The organism is Moraxella sp. K1664, from assembly GCF_039693965.1.
Lineage (GTDB): Bacteria > Pseudomonadota > Gammaproteobacteria > Pseudomonadales > Moraxellaceae > Moraxella.
In genome coordinates, this window is the sequence record NZ_CP155576.1 from 278,326 (window position 1) to 294,574 (window position 16,249).

The window sequence follows — 16,249 nt, forward strand, 5'->3', positions numbered from 1 at the left end:
TTTACAAGATAAATAATTGGAATTTACAAGGTTTTTTGCCATCATTTTATATTAAATCTATCTTAAAAATAACAACAAAAAACTTAATAAAACCAAAAAATTGTAAAAAACATTAAAAAATTGTAGATTTTTTTAAAAAAGTATGGCAAATTGTGAACACTTAAATTTTTATTCAACGCATCCTAGCTTGACTTAAAATGTTTATTGATGGCTTTGGATTTTTAGAAAACTTCCTGCAAAACTAGTTTTCCGTTCGCCCTGAGCCTGTCGAAGGGTAGCGGAAAACCGTTATGGTTCGACAAGCTCACCACGAACGGTTTTCTTTAATTTGGGGTTTTGCAGGAAATCTAGATATGGACAAATTGCTTGCGGTTTGTTTTGCCAAATCAATCGGTTAAGCTTGGAGTTGATTTTACTTTTTATTTGTCATGATTGCAAACGCATAGGGAGCGATGACTATGAATGAGATTGTTAATTGGCTAAACGGGATTATTTGGAGTCCTGCCTTGATTTATCTGTGTCTTGGGGCAGGGCTATTTTATTCCATTATGACCCGTTTTGTACAGTTACGACTGTTTGGCGAGATGATACGCCTTGTATTTAGCAAAACCAAAAGCGATGACGGGATTTCGTCCTTTCAGGCATTTGTGGTGGCACTTGCCAACCGTGTGGGCGTGGGTAACATTGCAGGGGTGGCGGCTGCCATCGGCTTTGGTGGCCCATCGGCGGTATTTTGGATGTGGGTGGTGGCATTTTTGGGAGCGTCCACCGCTTACGCTGAGAGTACGTTATCACAAATCTACAAAGAGCGAGACCCCATCACAGGGCAATACCGTGGTGGCCCTGCCTATTATTTTGAAAAAGGCTTGGGACAAAAATGGTACGCCATACTCTTTGCGGTGGCGATGATTATCTCGTGTGGCGTGTTTTTGCCAGGGGTGCAGGCTAATGGTGTCGCTAGTGCAGTAACTCGCATCACAGGCGAAGGCAATTTGGTCAATTTCTTGGGGCTAGAAGTCGGTACGCTACGCATTGCCGTCATGGCGGTTGTTGTGGTTGCGGTGGGCGTGATTATCCTAGGCGGTATCAAGCGTATTGCAAGCTTTGCTGAGATTGTCGTGCCATTTATGGCGGTCGGCTACATTGTGCTTGCCCTGCTTATCATGGTCATGAACCTTGACAAAATTCCTGCGGTCTTTGGGCTTATCATGGGCGATATCTTCAACCCAATGGCAGGTTTTGGAGCGGCGATTGGCTGGGGTGTCAAGCGTGGCGTTTATTCCAACGAAGCTGGTCAAGGTACAGGTCCACACCACTCAGGGGCTGCCGAAGTAGACCACCCATCTCAGCAAGGTCTTGTACAGGCGTTCTCTGTTTATGTGGATACGCTTATTGTGTGTACGGCAACTGCCTTTATGATTTTGACCATGGGAACGTACAACGTCCAAGGCACGCTTGAAACAGGGCAGTTCATCGTCCAAAATATCGATGCTGGCGTTGAGATTGGCACACCTGCCTTTACTCAGATGGCACTCGAGACGACTTTTGGGGCGTTTGGTAACTACTTTATTGCTGTTGCCATTTTCTTTTTTGCCTTTACCACGATTTTGGCGTACTACCACATCGCCGAGATTAATGTGGTATATCTGTCAAGATTCATCGGTAAGCAAGCTCAAAAAACAGGGCTGATGATTGCCAAAGTCATCATTCTTATCATGGTGGGCTACGGTGCGTTGAACAGTGCTGGGGCTATCTGGGCATGGGGCGATGTGGGCGTGGGTATGACTGCGTGGCTGAACATCATCGGTATCTTGATTATGTTCTTTATGGGGTCTCGGGTTACCATGCGAATGCTTGCCGACTATGAAGCACAGCGTAAATCGGGTCAGCGTATCACCTTTGATCCTGCCAAATTTGGTATCAAAAACGCCACATTTTGGGAAGAGCGTCTGCGTCAAAATGACAGACAAGACAGCTAACATCCATACAAACAAAACCGCTCAACTTGGGCGGTTTTGTCGTTTTATGGCAATCTTACAGACTTAGCCTTAATTATGATAAAATTTGGACTGCATTCTATCTCATTGACAAATATGTTTAAACTGCTTTATGCCATTTTCCGCGTATTATCATTATCGGTCATTGCTTTATTTTTACTGATTTTTAAATCAATACTAGATACCTTGTTAATTATCAAATCTTTTATTTTAAAACACAAGGATAAAAAACCCATGTTGCCACTTGACATCAATCATGCCATGCAAGAAACACCACCTGCTCCACAGGCGGTTATGATACAAAAGAACAATCATGGCGAGCAAAAACCGCCTTTTGAAAGTTATTATCCTGCAACCGATGTGCAAGCAGTACCCCCACACATCATCGCAAGCTATCGCCATAAAGTACCGTCTAGACTGATTGACATTTGGCAAACGACAGGTTTTGGCAAATACGGTGATGGACTGATTGAATTTATCAACCCCCAAGACTACGAAGAAAACTTATGGCGATGGCTAGACAGCGAACAAGAAAACTATACCCCATTTGCAATCAATGCCTTTGGCGACATGTTTTATTATCGCCGTTTAAGCGATGTTGGTGATGAAGATGTGTGCTTGCTAGATATCCAATATCGCAAATGCGAAGTGTTAGACTGGGATTTTGATGATTTTCTTGACGAGACTCTAACCGATGATGACTTTCGCCAAGAGTGGCTAAGGCTGGATTTGTTTTTGTCCGCCCAAAAACGCCACGGCAATTTGCAAAATGGCGAAGTTTATATGTTTACGCCCATTATCGCTCTGGGCAATCCTACCAATAATGTAGAACTTCTTGATAAAGGGCTGGCAGTGGTTTATCAAATGCTGGTGCTTGAAATGGGCAAGGACATGTATCAATAGTAAATTCATCACTTCTTATAAATAATTGATATATAGTAACATTTTTACCGCTATTTATTGCTATAAAGTTACGAGATGTCTTTTTTATGGGTTAAACGGGTAACATACAGGCAAAATTTGGGCTATAATGCCATTTAGCATTTTAATGCACGACTGTTTATTCCCTTAATTCATCTCATAGGACACACCATGTTAAAGCCTACTCTTGCCATCAGCGTACTTGCCTTAGCTCTGTCTGCTTGTACCACCACACTCATGGGCACGCTCATCATGACCACCATCACGGGCACGACCACCATCATCACGACCACGCACATTGGGGCTATGCTGGCAGTAGCGTACCACCAGAGAACTGGGGCGACATCGAAGTAAACCGCCTATGTAAAACAGGTTAAGAACAATCACCCATCAACATCGACACCGTGGTTAAGCCACGCCCTGATGGCGACGGCAACTTTAACTTAGCGCCTAACTACACCGCCAGCGACTTTGAGGTGGTCAATAACGGTCACACCATCTCTTTTAATGCCAAAGACGACAAAAACACCCTAAATGTGAATGACGTGGACTATAAGTTACTACAATTTCACTACCACGTGCCTAGTGAACACACCGTGATGAATGCGTTTTATCCATTAGAGATTCACTTTGTTCATCAAAATGCCAATGGCGGTCTGGCAGTGATTGGTGTATTGGTAGAAAAGGGGGCAACCAACATCAACCTTGGCAAAATCCTAACCGACCTACCCACAGATGGCAAATACACAGGCACATTATCATCCTTTAATGTCGCCACCATCATGCCCACCAACAGCCCCACCTATGCTTACAACGGCTCACTAACCACCCCACCTTGCTCAGAGCAAGTGCAGTGGCTACTAAAAGCCAAGCCAATCACTGCTGACAGCGAACAGCTAAATACCCTTGCCAAGCTCTACAACGGCAACAACCGCCCTGTACAGCCCCAAGGCGACCGCACGGTTCATATCGTAGAATAACAACTGCAGGGCAATCGCACTACAAAATTTTACATGAAATTGATTAAAAATCAAGCAAATTTAGTATTTATAGTTAATTTTATCTAAATATATTTTTAATAAATTATTCAAAATATAATTGGTTTGGTGAGTTTTTAAATAATTTGTGTCTAAAAATTGCCAATTTCTTCAAAAACATAATTTTATTTGCTAAAAATTAAATATAGTGCGATTGCCCTGATAACAATTGGCAAAATGATTGGCAATACTCGCCAAACATGCTACAATACAAACGCCCGAGTTTTTACTTGGGCGTTTTTAATTTATCATTGTTCAAGAACATCGTCATGACTCATCACGCCCCACATCGTCCTTTTGCCCCTACCATCATCTCGGCTGATTTTAAGACTTATCCTGCTGATTTCATTGTCAAGGAGCTGATGGCTGTTGATTTTAGTGGGCAAGGCGAGCATTTGTGGGTGCATGTCTGCAAAGTCGGCATGAATACCGCCTTTGTCGCCAAACTCTTGGCGGACTGGGCAGGCATTCTTATGCGTGATGTTGGCTACTCGGGACTAAAAGACCGCCACGCCCAGACGTATCAATGGTTTAGCCTAAGATTGCCCAAGCGTACTCTGCCTGCGGGAAGGTTTGATGAGTTTATCAAAAACCATTTAAAAGAGAGCGAAGACCTAACGCTCATCGCTCATCGCTGGCATGACAAAAAACTCCACCGTGGCACGCACAAAGCCAATGCCTTTACCATCACGCTAAGACAAGTGGCAGGCGAGACATCCGCCATCAATGCACAGCTTACTCACATCAAACAGGCAGGCGTGCCTAACTATTTTGGTGAGCAACGCTTTGGGCATGATGGCGATAACATCAACCAAGCCAAAGCCTTTTTTGAAAAAATACTCTCATCTGCCAAGCCTTATAAACCCTTTAAAAAAGACATGGACAAGCACAGCCTATATGTGTCATCCGCCAGAAGCATGCTGTTTAATGCCTTACTTAGTGAGCGAGTACGGCTTGGCAGTTGGGATAAGGCGGTGGCAGGCGATGTGTTTAACCTAGACGGGACGGGTTCTATTTTTTGTGCCGACATTGACGATGAGATCATTAGACGAGTATCAGAGCAGGACATTCACCCCACCGCCCCACTGTTTGGGGTGGGCGAGCCAAAAAATACCGATGAGAGCCTACGCATTTATCAGGCAGTATTGGCACAAGATGAATATGAACTCATCAAAAACGGACTGTTAAAAGTCGGGGTCAAACTTGCCCAACGTCCCCTACGCCTAAGGGTTCATGAGTTAAACTGGCGATGGCATGATGGCAGTCTAACGCTAGACTTTGAGTTACCCACTGGCAGTTTTGCCACCAGCGTGCTGTTTGCCTTATGTGAGAATTTGACTAAAAATCATTAAAACCGCTCCCACACTCCCACCTGCTCCGCCTTAGGCGTGGCGACTTGTCCAAGTTTTCGCCATGGCATGTTTGCCCCATGAAAATCCGACCCTACCGACACCATGAGTCCATGCTCTGCCACACATCTATCTATCATCGCTCGGGTGGATATAGGCTCGCTAGGGCTAGGCAACTCAATCGCCTGACCGCCCAGCATAGCAAAATCAGCGATGAGCTTACGCACACGAGTGGCGGACAAATCATAGCGAGCGGGGTGAGCCAGCACCGAAATCCCACCACATTCATGGATTAGCTCTATGGTCTGACCCATGGTTAAGCTATCAATGGCAACATAAGCTGGCTTATCATCTGCTAAATATTTATCAAAAGCATCTTGCACCGTCCGCACCACACCCAGCTCAAATAATACTTGTCCAATATGAGCTCGCCCCACCGCTTTGGCATTGCCTTTTGCCTTATCCAATACCGCTTGCCATAATACCTGCTCATCAATGTGAGCAAAATCCGCCATGTCTGTCAATATCCCTGCCATCTTTACCACAATGGCATGACCACGAGTTTCCCGAGAGTTTTGTAAATGGTTAAGTTTTTGATTTAATCGCTCTTTATCCTTAAAATTAAGGGCGACCACATGAATGGTCTTGGTTGTGGATTTATTTTTGCCATAGCCACCATTCATCTGATGATGGCAACTAATCTCCACCCCATCAATCAAACGCATGCCCAGCTCATCCGCCGTCTGCCGTGCTTCATCAATGCCAGCGGTGGTGTCGTGGTCGGTCAAGGCAAAAACTTCGATACCCGTCTCATGAGCCAACTTGACCACATGAGCAGGGGAGAATGTCCCATCGGAGCAGGTACTGTGGCTGTGTAAGTCCACTTTTATCATAGATTATCCATTTTATTTTGCTGTTTATTTTACCATCAAATAAAACAAAACCCCACCAATGGCAGGGTTTACACAAAGAACATGCTACTTATTGTGTTGTTGTGATTTTAGGTAGCTATTCACATCAATGCGTGTTTTGACCTGCGGGGCGGTCTGTGGCTGAGCCTGTGCTTGAACCGACTGGGGGGCTTGCTGTGGCTGAGCCTGCTGTGCTTGTTGCTGACTCTCTAAGGCACTGACATGACCTGCCGGAGCAGTTTGTAGGTTCTGAATCGGGGCTTGTTGTATGGTCACTTTTGGACGGTCATCCAAGGTCAAACCCGTAGCAATGACCGTGACATGAATCTCATCGCCCATGCTCTCATCTTGGACATAGCCATAGAAGATATTACCTTCTTCTAGGTCAGCAATCGATGACAATGCTTCGGCAATCTCTTCAGGTTCACTCATCATCAGCTCAGCGGCGGTAATGTTCACCAACAACCCCTTGGCATTTTCAAGGCGAATGTCATCAAGCAGTGGCGAGCGAATGGCTTTCTCGGCAGCTTGTCTGGCACGGTCATCACCACTGGCACGACCGATACCCATCATCGCATAGCCTTTGGCAGTCATCGCAGTACGCACGTCTCTAAAATCGGTGTTAATCACCACATTATCCGCCGTATCCACGATTTGTACCAAGCCACTTACCGCGTGCAGAAGCACATCATCGGCTTTTTTAAGGGCATCTGTAAAAGAGATTTGCTTATAAATCTTTAACAGCTTTTGGTTGGGAATGGTGATGATGGCATCAACCAACTCTGTCAGCTGACTAACGCCATCTTTGGCAGACTTCATGCGTTTTTTGCCTTCAAAGTCAAAGGGCGTGGTCACCACAGCAACGGTCAAAATACCCATCTCTTTGGCAATGCGAGCCACCACAGGAGCAGCACCTGTACCTGTGCCACCGCCCATGCCTGCGGTAATAAACACCATGTTGTAGCCATCTAACATTGAGCGGATTTCATCTTCGTCTTCTTCGGCGTAACGGCGACCTTCTTCGGGGTTGCCACCTGCACCCAGACCTTCTGAACCAAGCTGAATCTTATGTGGCACGGTCAAATTATCAAGGGCAGTACGGTCAGTATTGGCAGCAACAAACGTCACGCCATTAATACCTTCTTGCACCATATGTTCCACGGCATTACCGCCACCACCGCCCACACCAAACACGATAAAACGAGCTTTACCGTAATTTACTTGACCATCATCTGTGTCAAGACCATATTTAGACATTTGTTTCTCCGAATTCTTTTATCATAGTGACATAGAAAATATTTTGACATTATAACACCAATTCACCCCATATTAAATAGTAGGGTGAGTGATTGGCTTGAAATAAGCCTTTAATGGACAACGGTTGGAAGTTTTATAACAATTCTTTTAACTTATCAAGCCATGATTGACATCTTTTTCCGATACGCCCAAACAATCCAAGCCCGTCCATCTCACCAAATTGCCCACGCTCATCACGAGCATACTGCTCACTTTGATAATACATGAGTGCCCCCAAAATGCTGTGCAACTTAGGGTCGGACAGGTGTGTTTTTAATAAACCAATATTTTCATCACTCATCATCTGTGTGTGTACTGACACTTTGGTGTTAATGTCCATTTGACGTACGCTCACGCCAAACTGCCTTTCTATCAAGCTGGGCAAATCTCTCATGTCCGCCCCACCGCCAGCCAACACCACGCCCATGTCCATGAACTGGTCTAGCCCCCTGTCGGTCAGCTCATCAAAAATCTCATGTAGCAGTGCCAGATAGCGTGCTTCAATAACACTGGCAAGTTTGTACAAATGCACGGTCAGCTCACTGTCATGATGGCGTTTTTTAAGTGTGATAAAATCGCTTTTGCTTTGCTTGGTGGCGTTCGCTGAGCCGTGATGTTTCTTTAAAGATTCGGCTTCAAGCAAGGTCAGCCCAAGCGTGCTGGCGATGTCCATGTCCACCAGTTGCCCACCCACAGGCAGACAGCGACTATATAACAATACGCCTTCTTGATACAAACACACCTTGGTCAGTGCCGCACCGATGTCAATAAAGCACACGCCACGCTGTTTTTCATCAGCACTTAGGGCATACTCACTGCTGGTTACCCCATCAAAAAACATGGGGTGGACTTCCAAGCTGTTAGATGTCAGCAAATCCTTGATTTGGGCGTAGAACATGCTAGGCACGCTGATGAGATGATAGCTTGCTGTCAATTTGCTGGCGAGCATACCCACCACTTCTTTGGCATCTTGGTCATCATTGAGCCAAAAACGTTGCTGGCACAGCTGAACTTCTTTATGCTCTTTTTGACCCAATCTTGCCTTGGCTTCATTTAAAATATCTCGGACATCATCATGCGTTATCTTACGCCCAAGTTTACCCCCACCTGTGGGCTGTTGTCCTGTGATGATTTTGTCATGAATGCCATTTTCGCCTTTCATGGAAGGACTGGCAAAGGACAGACCCACATAAGAAACTTGCACGCCTGCCATGTCAATGGCTTCACGCACAGATTTATGGATGGCACTGAGCAAATGCTCCCGATTGACGATTTGACCACCAAAAAAAGCGTCCGTTTTGGCAATGCCCAAGCCCATGACCTGAGTTTTTTTGTGATGCACGTCAAAATAGCCCACAATGGTATAAACCGCCGTGGAACTAAGATGAATCACCGCATGAATGTCAGAATCGGGTATCATATATCAAATTGGGGAAATTTCCCGCCCTAAAAAACAAGTAAAATAGATTGCCAAAACACTTGCCTTAAAAATCTATCAAAAAATCAAAATAAATCAAATCTTAAAAACACAAAGTTAAATATACCCCAAATCAGCCTTTACTTTTTATTTCGCCACGCAATGGAAAACCCATTTTTATAACGCAAATCCACCGACTGCATCTCGTCAATGCGGTCGACAAATCGCTCTTTTAACACCACTGACAAATGATACAATTTTTGCTCGGTATTTTCATTATCCACGACCACCCGAAGCCCATTATGAAAACGAATAACCCAAGTGTTACGGGGTGTCAAAATCAAATCATTCACCGTTAGACCAAGGGGGGTAAACCGTTCATTGACATAACGCATTTTGTGCATGATGGTATTGACATCAGCGACCGACCCATACAAAGTCACCAAGTCGGCATTCATCAGCTCGCTTTTGTTGGCAGGCTTAAACACCACACCATTAGCATCCAACAAATCCTGACTGCCAAAATTAGCGATGGGCTTGCGTGGCACAACTTCTACCACAATGCCACGATACCAATCTCGCTTGACCGTGGCGTACTCCACCCATGATAACGCCATCAACTCATCATGGATTTGGTGTAAATTGCCACCAAAAAAAGGGAAATCACCCAAAGGCAAAACCGCCCCAGTCAGCGACTCACGCTCAAAGGCATTTAGGTTTGATGACTCCACATAAATGGGCTTGGCAGGGCTTTTGCCGATGGTTTGCACGGTAAAAAAACCGATGGCAAACAGCAGGACAAGTGTCACTAAGGCAGATTGCCATGATTTTGACAAATGTTTGTCATCATGCTCTGCACGCTCATGATTGATGCGGTCTACTGCCATCTCTGCCACGGTCACACTCACTAAAAAGCTTATTTATCATCAAAATCTGCCAGTCATGTATTTTTGTATTTGACAAATTTTAATCAAATAAGGCTAAAATTTGTGTATTTTACCTTATTTTAATGTGCTTTGAAAGTAAAATTCATCGCTAGGTAGCTGTTTTTATATGAAGTCACTATTTATCTCGTTGTTTGTATTGCCTAACAAGATTATCATTGCAAGGTTTGTGCCAAAATCTTCACACACAAATCCGCAAATTCAATCCCTGCCTGCTTGGCTGCCATTGGCACAAGACTGTGGTCAGTCATACCTGGCACGGTGTTGATTTCTAGGACATATAGCTTGCCGTCATCGGATTTTAAGAAATCCACCCGAGACCAGCCACGACCACCCATGGCAGAAAAGGCACGTTTGGCAAGCTCGCCCATTTCACGCTCTTGCTCAGGCGTCAAGTCAGACGGGCATTGATATACCGTGTCATCACGCAGGTATTTGGCTTCATAGTCATAAAACTTGCCCTTGGGGATAATGCGAATGCTTGGCAACACGTCATCGCCAAGTAGTGAACAAGCGTACTCACCCCCTGTAATCGCCTTTTCCGCCAAAATCTCGCCATGATACTGTTTAAGCTTTGGGTACGCCTTTGCCAAACCACCCGCCTCTTCTATCATCATCACGCCCACGCTAGAACCCTCAGAAGCAGGCTTGACAAATAACGGCAAGCCAAACTCACGCTCCACCGTTTCAAAATCACTATCATCATGCAAAACCACATAAGGCACGTTTGGCAAGCCTAGCGACTGCCATACCAAACGGCAACGAAATTTATCCATGGCAATGGCGGATGCTAGCACGCCACAGCCTGTATAAGGAATCTTAAAGCCGTCAAGCACGCCTTGCAAACTGCCGTCTTCGCCAAAAGTGCCATGTAGCACGTTGAACACACGGTCATACTCACGCAATTTTGAAATGTCGGTCTCTTGTGGGTCAAAATGATGAGCGTCCACGCCTTTTGACAGCAGGGCATTTAGCACCGCCCTGCCACTATTTAAAGACACTTCACGCTCGGCACTAAAACCACCGCAAACCACGGCAACTTTACCAAATTTTGTTACATCGTTCATATATTTAATTCTCTAATTAAAGTGCAAATTGCACAAAGTTATTGCTGGTTAATTATCAAACCAATTTTCAATCATCAAACCGTCAATATATTTAAAATCGTCCACATTGCGAGTTACCAAAATGGCGTTATTGGCTAGGGCAATGGACGCAATTTGACTGTCGGCAAAAGACAAAGTTTTGCCTTTTGCTCGGCATTCGGCACGGATTTTGGCGTGAATGTCGGCACATTCTTGGGTGTAGTGGTACATCGGTAAAGATAAAACATTATTAAAAAGAAAGGCAGAAATTCGCTCTTTCTTTTTAATTTCTTCGGCTTTAATATTATGCAAGCCATATAACAATTCATGCCAAACCGTAATTGCTAAAATCAACTGTTTATTTCTATCTTTGGCACATCGCTCAAATGTTTGCACAACGTTAATTTCAGGTTGTTTTTTGGTTAATTCTGAAAAAATATTATTATCAGGCAAAATTAACTGTTTCATTCAAAACTCACTTCTCGCCCAATATCATTTCTATCCTTGGTATCTGCCCAAGAATTATCATCATCCAAAAACATCTCACTTTTGTCATGCCAATTTTGCCACAATTCAAAAAAGTTTTGATTGGCATTCATTTCGTCTTTTTCAATTTCTGATTGAAATACATTTATCCAATCAATCATTTTTTGTTGGCGATTGATTGGTAATGATTGTATATAACCAATAACTTGATTGATATTTTGAATAGGCTGTGTTTGCATATTCACCCCCTATAAATATAAATTATTATCTCTCAGTTCCAAACAAATCTGCCCCACATTACCCGCCCCTTGCGTGATAAGTAGGTCATTGGCGTGTAGGGTAACTTTTAGCACTTGGGCGATTTGTTCTTTGTCATTGACACTTAGCACAATCGGCTCAACCTGCCCACGCTCACGCAGTGAACGAGCCAAATCGTTGCTACTCGCCCCCTTAATCGGCTCTTCGCCAGCACTGTACACATCAAGTAAAATCAGCTTATCCACCTGCGATAACACATTGACAAACTCACTAAAGCAGTCCCGTGTACGGCTGTAACGGTGTGGCTGAAACATCATCACCAAACGGCGGTCAGGGTAGCTTTGGCGTGCCGCCTTAATGGTCGCTTGCACTTCGGCAGGGTGATGACCGTAGTCATCAACGAGCAGGATATTTCCCCCGTCATGGCTTACGTCCGCTTGCTGTTCAAAGCGTCTGCCCACGCCTGCAAATTTACCCACCGCACGCACAATCGCCTCATCGTCCACGCCTTCATCGGTGGCTAGCGTAATCGCCCCCAAGGCATTTAGCACATTATGCTCACCGGGGATATTTAAGGTCAAGCGAAGCGGTTCACGGTCTTTGCGTAGCACGGTAAAATGCGTGCGAGTACCGTCCACCACCACGTCCACCGCTTGCACGTCATTATGCTCTTTAAAGCCAAAGGTCAGCACAGGGCGAGCAATGTCATCAATCATGCCGTATAGCTCATCGTCATCGCCACACACCACCGCCAATCCATAAAACGGCATATTATGCAAAAACTGAATGTAGGCTTGTTTTAGCTTGTCAAAACTACCGCCATAAGTATCCATGTGGTCTTCGTCAATGTTGGTAACAATGCTCGCCATAGGACGCAAACTCAAAAATGACGCATCAGACTCGTCCGCTTCCGCCACAAGGTATCGGCTACTGCCCAAAGACGCATTTTTGCCAGACGCATTCAATTTACCGCCAATCACATAAGTCGGGTCAAGCCCCGCTTCGGTCAGCATCATGGTAAGCAGACTTGTGGTCGTGGTTTTGCCGTGAGCCCCTGCCACCGCAATGCTATGGCGGTATCGCATAAGTTCGCCCAACATATCGGCACGGCGAACCACGGGCAGTCGGGCTTGCAGAGCGGTTTGAATCTCGGGGTTGGTTTTATCAATGGCGGACGACACCACCAGCACGTCAGCATTTTTGATATTGGATGAATCATGCCCGATAAACACCGTAATGCCTAGGCTCTCTAAACGCTTGGTAACCACGCTTTCTTTAATGTCCGAGCCTGTAACCGTATAGCCTTGGTTGGCAAGCACTTCGGCAATACCGCACATACCTGCCCCACCGATACCAACAAAATGCACGGTGTTAATCCGTCTCATTTCTGGGATTTCAATGAGTTGTTTGGGCAGGGTTTTGACGTTGGTTGAATTTGGCATAACTTTTTCTCTTTTTAGGTGTTAAATGGGTTGAATAAATGATTTTTTTAAATATCATCAACAATACGCCAAGTAATTTGAACTGGTTTCATGTCCTGATAAGATATTGCTTTAACTTTACCAAAATAAGTAAAATCATCTCTGTTGGCTTCACGATAAAATAGATTGATTGATGTTTTTGGGTTTAACAATTCTTGTATTTGAGATTGTCCCATTTTGGCATTGCTTTTTGCAAACCAGTATATTTCATCATCAGATAAAAACTTATTATCATAGTCATGACCCGTTCTGCCTTCTATGCCAATATTTACAAATAGATAATAGGCATTTTCAAACTTAAAATATCCAGTTGTATAAACCCCGCCCCGATGACCATTTTCATCTTTTGGCACGCCAATCAAATCCAAAACATCACTTCTTTTGTATTTTTTATTTAATTGAAAATTAGCAGTCATTTTTTAATCCATTTATACAAATAACGTAGATACCAATCAAAACCGATACATATAAACCGCATGGTTAATAATCTCACCATTGACGTTTTCATTATTGGCAATGATACCACAAAACTCAAATCCTAATCGCTCGGCAACTTGTCGGCTTGGGGTATTATGCTCGCCTGCCTTAATGTCCACCACGTCCATGCCATAGGTATGTTTGGCAATGTCCATAATCGCACGCACGGCAAGGGTCATAATACCACGCCCTTGATACTCTTGGTGTAGCCAATAGCCAATTTCCGCCTTTTTTAGATGATGATAAATGTTATTTAAACTCACCGCCCCGATGATTTTATCATCATAAATAATATGAGTATGAATGGCTTTATCATCGGCATATTGGTGTAAGGCAAATTTGACAAATTCACGATAGCTATTTTCGCTAAAATTATTCGCCCACGGGAGCCATTTACCCAAATAATCTTTTTGAGCATTGACAATATCATTCATTTGATTGGCAAATGATGAATGCACCAAGGTTAGGCTTAATGTGTCGTTGATTTTATGGTAAAACATTTTAATGTCCAATTAACCAAACTGAACACTTTTTTGATTGGTCATTACTTTGGCAATGGCACTGGCGATTAAATCGTTCAAACTTATCTCATTATTTTCTTTATCCAATTTGGCACGGGCTTTTTCAGCCACCAAAAAGGCTTGTTTGATATGCTCTACGCCACCGCCATTTGTCATTGCCATTTCAAGAAATAATTCAATATCTTCATGGCTTTGCATATAATCAACTGGGTCAAATTTTTTTAATTCACTCACTTTCATTGTCAATCTCCGATGATAACAATTTGGCTTTTTTAATATCATCTTGCTGGCTATCTTTATCGCCACCACACAGCAAAATAACTACCACGTTGCCACGAATAACATAATACACACGATAACCTGCCCCGTCATGAAATCTTAATTCATGAACACCACCACCGACTGAATTAATGTCGCCAAAAAATCCTTCATTTTCAATACGAAAAAGACGTTCAGCAATTTGCATTTTTACACGTCTGTTGCGTAATTTGCTTAACCAACGGTCAAATACAGGCGTACTAACAACCTGATAAGGAGTTAATGGGGTATCACTCATGCCTTAACCGCACGCTCCACAATATCCGCCACTTGTATGGTCGTATCTGTTTTAGCAAAGGCTCGGGCGTTATTTGCCATATCTAGGCATTTTTGGCGGTCAAGATTGCCTAGAATCTCGGCAAGTTTTTCGCCCGACAGCTCGTTTTGGGGCAACAAAATCCCTGCCCCATGCTCGGTTAGGCTCTTGGCATTGGCGGTTTGGTGGTCGTCCACAGCGTGCGGTAGCGGAATAAAAATCGGAGCAACACCCACACTGGCAATCTCCGTTACCGTCAAAGCCCCTGCCCGACAAATAATCACGTCCGCCCAACTGTACGCCTGTGCCATGTCATCAATAAACGGCATGACTTCAAACACATGACGGCTCGTGTCAATCCCTGCTTGCGAATAAGCAACCAACATGGCGTTGTGGTTGTCCTTACCGCATTGGTGTCGTACGGTTAGGGGCTTGTCCGACAGTTTTAAGAGTTCCACCACCGCTTCGTTAATGGCTTTCGCCCCAAGCGAACCGCCCACCACCAGCACCTTTAAAGGCGATGTGTCCGCCACGTCATAACGCTCGCTTGGCGGTGTGGTATTGATAATCGCATTGCGTACAGGGTTGCCCACCGTGATGAGCCTGTCGCCCATGCCACTAAATGCCCCGTCAAAGGCTTGTAGCACTTTTGCCGAATGGGGAGCTAGGGTCTTGTTACTCATGCCTGCAATGGCGTTTTGCTCGTGAATGATGAGCGGTTTGCCTGATAATTTGCTCGCCAATCCCCCCGGTACAGTAACATACCCGCCAAAGCCGATAACCACATCTATGTTGTTGTTTTTGATGATGTTTTTGCTTGCCATGACCGCTTTAAATAGCATAAAAGGGAGCTTAATCGCCCGAGCCAATCCCTTACCCCGAAGCCCCTGCATATCAATATGGTGCATGGTGTAGCCGTGTTTGGCGACAAGCTCGTTTTCCATGCCATTTGGCGTGCCAAGCCAATGCACCACCGCCCCACGAGTTGTCAGCTCGTCCGCCACCGCCAACGCAGGAAAAACGTGTCCGCCTGTACCTGCCGCCATAATCAATACATTCATCGTTATTCTCTAATTTAAAATTCAACCCCCTATTTTGTAACAAAATGGGGGAAATTACAAGGGGAAAATGAGTGGGTGGGGGAATTTTTCTACTATCTAATAGGGCATGTTGAACCTTTATAACACAACTTAAAATTTAGACATATTATGGAAATAAAATGATGTTTTTTGCATGAAAAACAGGAGATTTTTCTCATTTTCCATTACAAACACCAAAGGCAGGCACGCCCTAACTAATGCATTAATTTTACAGATTGTTATTTAAAATACAAATCATAAATGCATTATCATAACAAAACACTTATCACACCACCAAAATCACACGCTCTATTTTTATCCATCACAAACCATCATAAAAAATTTTGATAAACCCTGCCATTATCCGATATAATAGACGGCTTAAAATCCAAGCCATCCTAGCTCTAAACCCAATC

The 16,249-nt window shown here is 44.2% G+C and carries 18 protein-coding genes; 5 read left to right on the forward strand and 13 right to left on the reverse strand.

All coding sequences use genetic code 11. From position 1 onward, the window contains the following. The first annotated feature begins 458 nt into the window (after positions 1–458). The 5 genes from AAHK14_RS01500 to AAHK14_RS01520 all read left to right on the forward strand — a co-directional run bounded on the left by AAHK14_RS01500 (position 459) and on the right by AAHK14_RS01520 (position 5,307). On the forward strand, positions 459–1,979 hold the full coding sequence (locus tag AAHK14_RS01500) for an alanine/glycine:cation symporter family protein (protein ID WP_065256807.1): 1,521 nt from the start codon (positions 459–461) through the stop codon (positions 1,977–1,979). A gap of 252 nt (positions 1,980–2,231) precedes the next feature. Next, a complete protein-coding gene (locus AAHK14_RS01505; protein ID WP_172823655.1) occupies positions 2,232–2,900 on the forward strand; it encodes a GAD-like domain-containing protein in 669 nt (222 codons plus the stop codon). Positions 2,901–3,089: 189 nt separating this feature from the next. Then, positions 3,090–3,272: a hypothetical protein gene (locus AAHK14_RS01510; protein WP_065256805.1), complete on the forward strand. Its 183-nt coding sequence runs from the start codon at positions 3,090–3,092 to the stop codon at positions 3,270–3,272. 35 nt (positions 3,273–3,307) lie between these two features. Then, a complete protein-coding gene (locus tag AAHK14_RS01515; RefSeq protein ID WP_083108324.1) occupies positions 3,308–3,898 on the forward strand; it encodes a carbonic anhydrase family protein in 591 nt (196 codons plus the stop codon). Positions 3,899–4,155: 257 nt separating this feature from the next. Beyond that, the gene (locus AAHK14_RS01520) at positions 4,156–5,307 is read left to right on the forward strand and encodes a tRNA pseudouridine(13) synthase TruD (protein WP_227713214.1); all 1,152 of its coding nucleotides are present in this window, start codon (positions 4,156–4,158) and stop codon (positions 5,305–5,307) included. On the opposite strand, the gene AAHK14_RS01525 is transcribed toward AAHK14_RS01520, so the two are convergent. From AAHK14_RS01525 to murG, 13 genes are all read right to left on the reverse strand, one after another. Continuing rightward, positions 5,304–6,197, reverse strand: coding sequence for a PHP domain-containing protein (locus AAHK14_RS01525; protein ID WP_065256803.1), 894 nt, complete (start codon positions 6,195–6,197; stop codon positions 5,304–5,306). The two genes, AAHK14_RS01520 and AAHK14_RS01525, sit on opposite strands and share 4 nt — an antisense overlap. A gap of 84 nt (positions 6,198–6,281) precedes the next feature. Further along, positions 6,282–7,472 (reverse strand): cell division protein FtsZ, encoded by a 1,191-nt coding sequence (ftsZ, locus tag AAHK14_RS01530; RefSeq protein WP_065255643.1) that lies wholly within the window; start codon positions 7,470–7,472, stop codon positions 6,282–6,284. 133 nt (positions 7,473–7,605) lie between these two features. Further along, a complete protein-coding gene (gene ftsA, locus AAHK14_RS01535; RefSeq protein WP_065255644.1) occupies positions 7,606–8,931 on the reverse strand; it encodes a cell division protein FtsA in 1,326 nt (441 codons plus the stop codon). Between the two features lie 137 nt (positions 8,932–9,068). Continuing rightward, positions 9,069–9,836: a cell division protein FtsQ/DivIB gene (locus AAHK14_RS01540; protein ID WP_083108126.1), complete on the reverse strand. Its 768-nt coding sequence runs from the start codon at positions 9,834–9,836 to the stop codon at positions 9,069–9,071. A gap of 191 nt (positions 9,837–10,027) precedes the next feature. Next, complete coding sequence (locus AAHK14_RS01545) at positions 10,028–10,939, reverse strand: D-alanine--D-alanine ligase (RefSeq protein ID WP_065255645.1); 912 nt, start codon at positions 10,937–10,939, stop codon at positions 10,028–10,030. Between the two features lie 48 nt (positions 10,940–10,987). Beyond that, positions 10,988–11,425, reverse strand: a complete 438-nt coding sequence (locus AAHK14_RS01550) for a type II toxin-antitoxin system VapC family toxin (RefSeq protein WP_065255646.1) — start codon at positions 11,423–11,425, stop codon at positions 10,988–10,990. Next, entirely contained in the window at positions 11,422–11,682 is a 261-nt protein-coding gene (locus AAHK14_RS01555; protein WP_065255647.1) for a hypothetical protein, read from the reverse strand. The genes AAHK14_RS01550 and AAHK14_RS01555 overlap by 4 nt, the downstream gene beginning before the upstream one ends. 9 nt (positions 11,683–11,691) lie before the next feature. Further along, complete coding sequence (murC, locus tag AAHK14_RS01560) at positions 11,692–13,143, reverse strand: UDP-N-acetylmuramate--L-alanine ligase (RefSeq protein WP_065255648.1); 1,452 nt, start codon at positions 13,141–13,143, stop codon at positions 11,692–11,694. Between the two features lie 47 nt (positions 13,144–13,190). Further along, positions 13,191–13,598 carry a DUF3427 domain-containing protein gene (locus tag AAHK14_RS01565; RefSeq protein WP_065255649.1) on the reverse strand — a complete coding sequence of 136 codons (408 nt, stop codon included), beginning with the start codon at positions 13,596–13,598 and terminating at the stop codon, positions 13,191–13,193. Between the two features lie 36 nt (positions 13,599–13,634). Next, positions 13,635–14,159, reverse strand: coding sequence for a GNAT family protein (locus AAHK14_RS01570; RefSeq protein WP_065255650.1), 525 nt, complete (start codon positions 14,157–14,159; stop codon positions 13,635–13,637). 12 nt (positions 14,160–14,171) lie between these two features. Beyond that, on the reverse strand, positions 14,172–14,414 hold the full coding sequence (locus AAHK14_RS01575) for a hypothetical protein (RefSeq protein ID WP_172823621.1): 243 nt from the start codon (positions 14,412–14,414) through the stop codon (positions 14,172–14,174). Further along, a complete protein-coding gene (locus tag AAHK14_RS01580; protein WP_065255652.1) occupies positions 14,407–14,736 on the reverse strand; it encodes a type II toxin-antitoxin system RelE/ParE family toxin in 330 nt (109 codons plus the stop codon). The genes AAHK14_RS01575 and AAHK14_RS01580 overlap by 8 nt, the downstream gene beginning before the upstream one ends. Beyond that, positions 14,733–15,815 carry an undecaprenyldiphospho-muramoylpentapeptide beta-N-acetylglucosaminyltransferase gene (murG, locus tag AAHK14_RS01585; RefSeq protein ID WP_065255653.1) on the reverse strand — a complete coding sequence of 361 codons (1,083 nt, stop codon included), beginning with the start codon at positions 15,813–15,815 and terminating at the stop codon, positions 14,733–14,735. The genes AAHK14_RS01580 and murG overlap by 4 nt, the downstream gene beginning before the upstream one ends. Positions 15,816–16,249 lie beyond the last annotated feature (434 nt).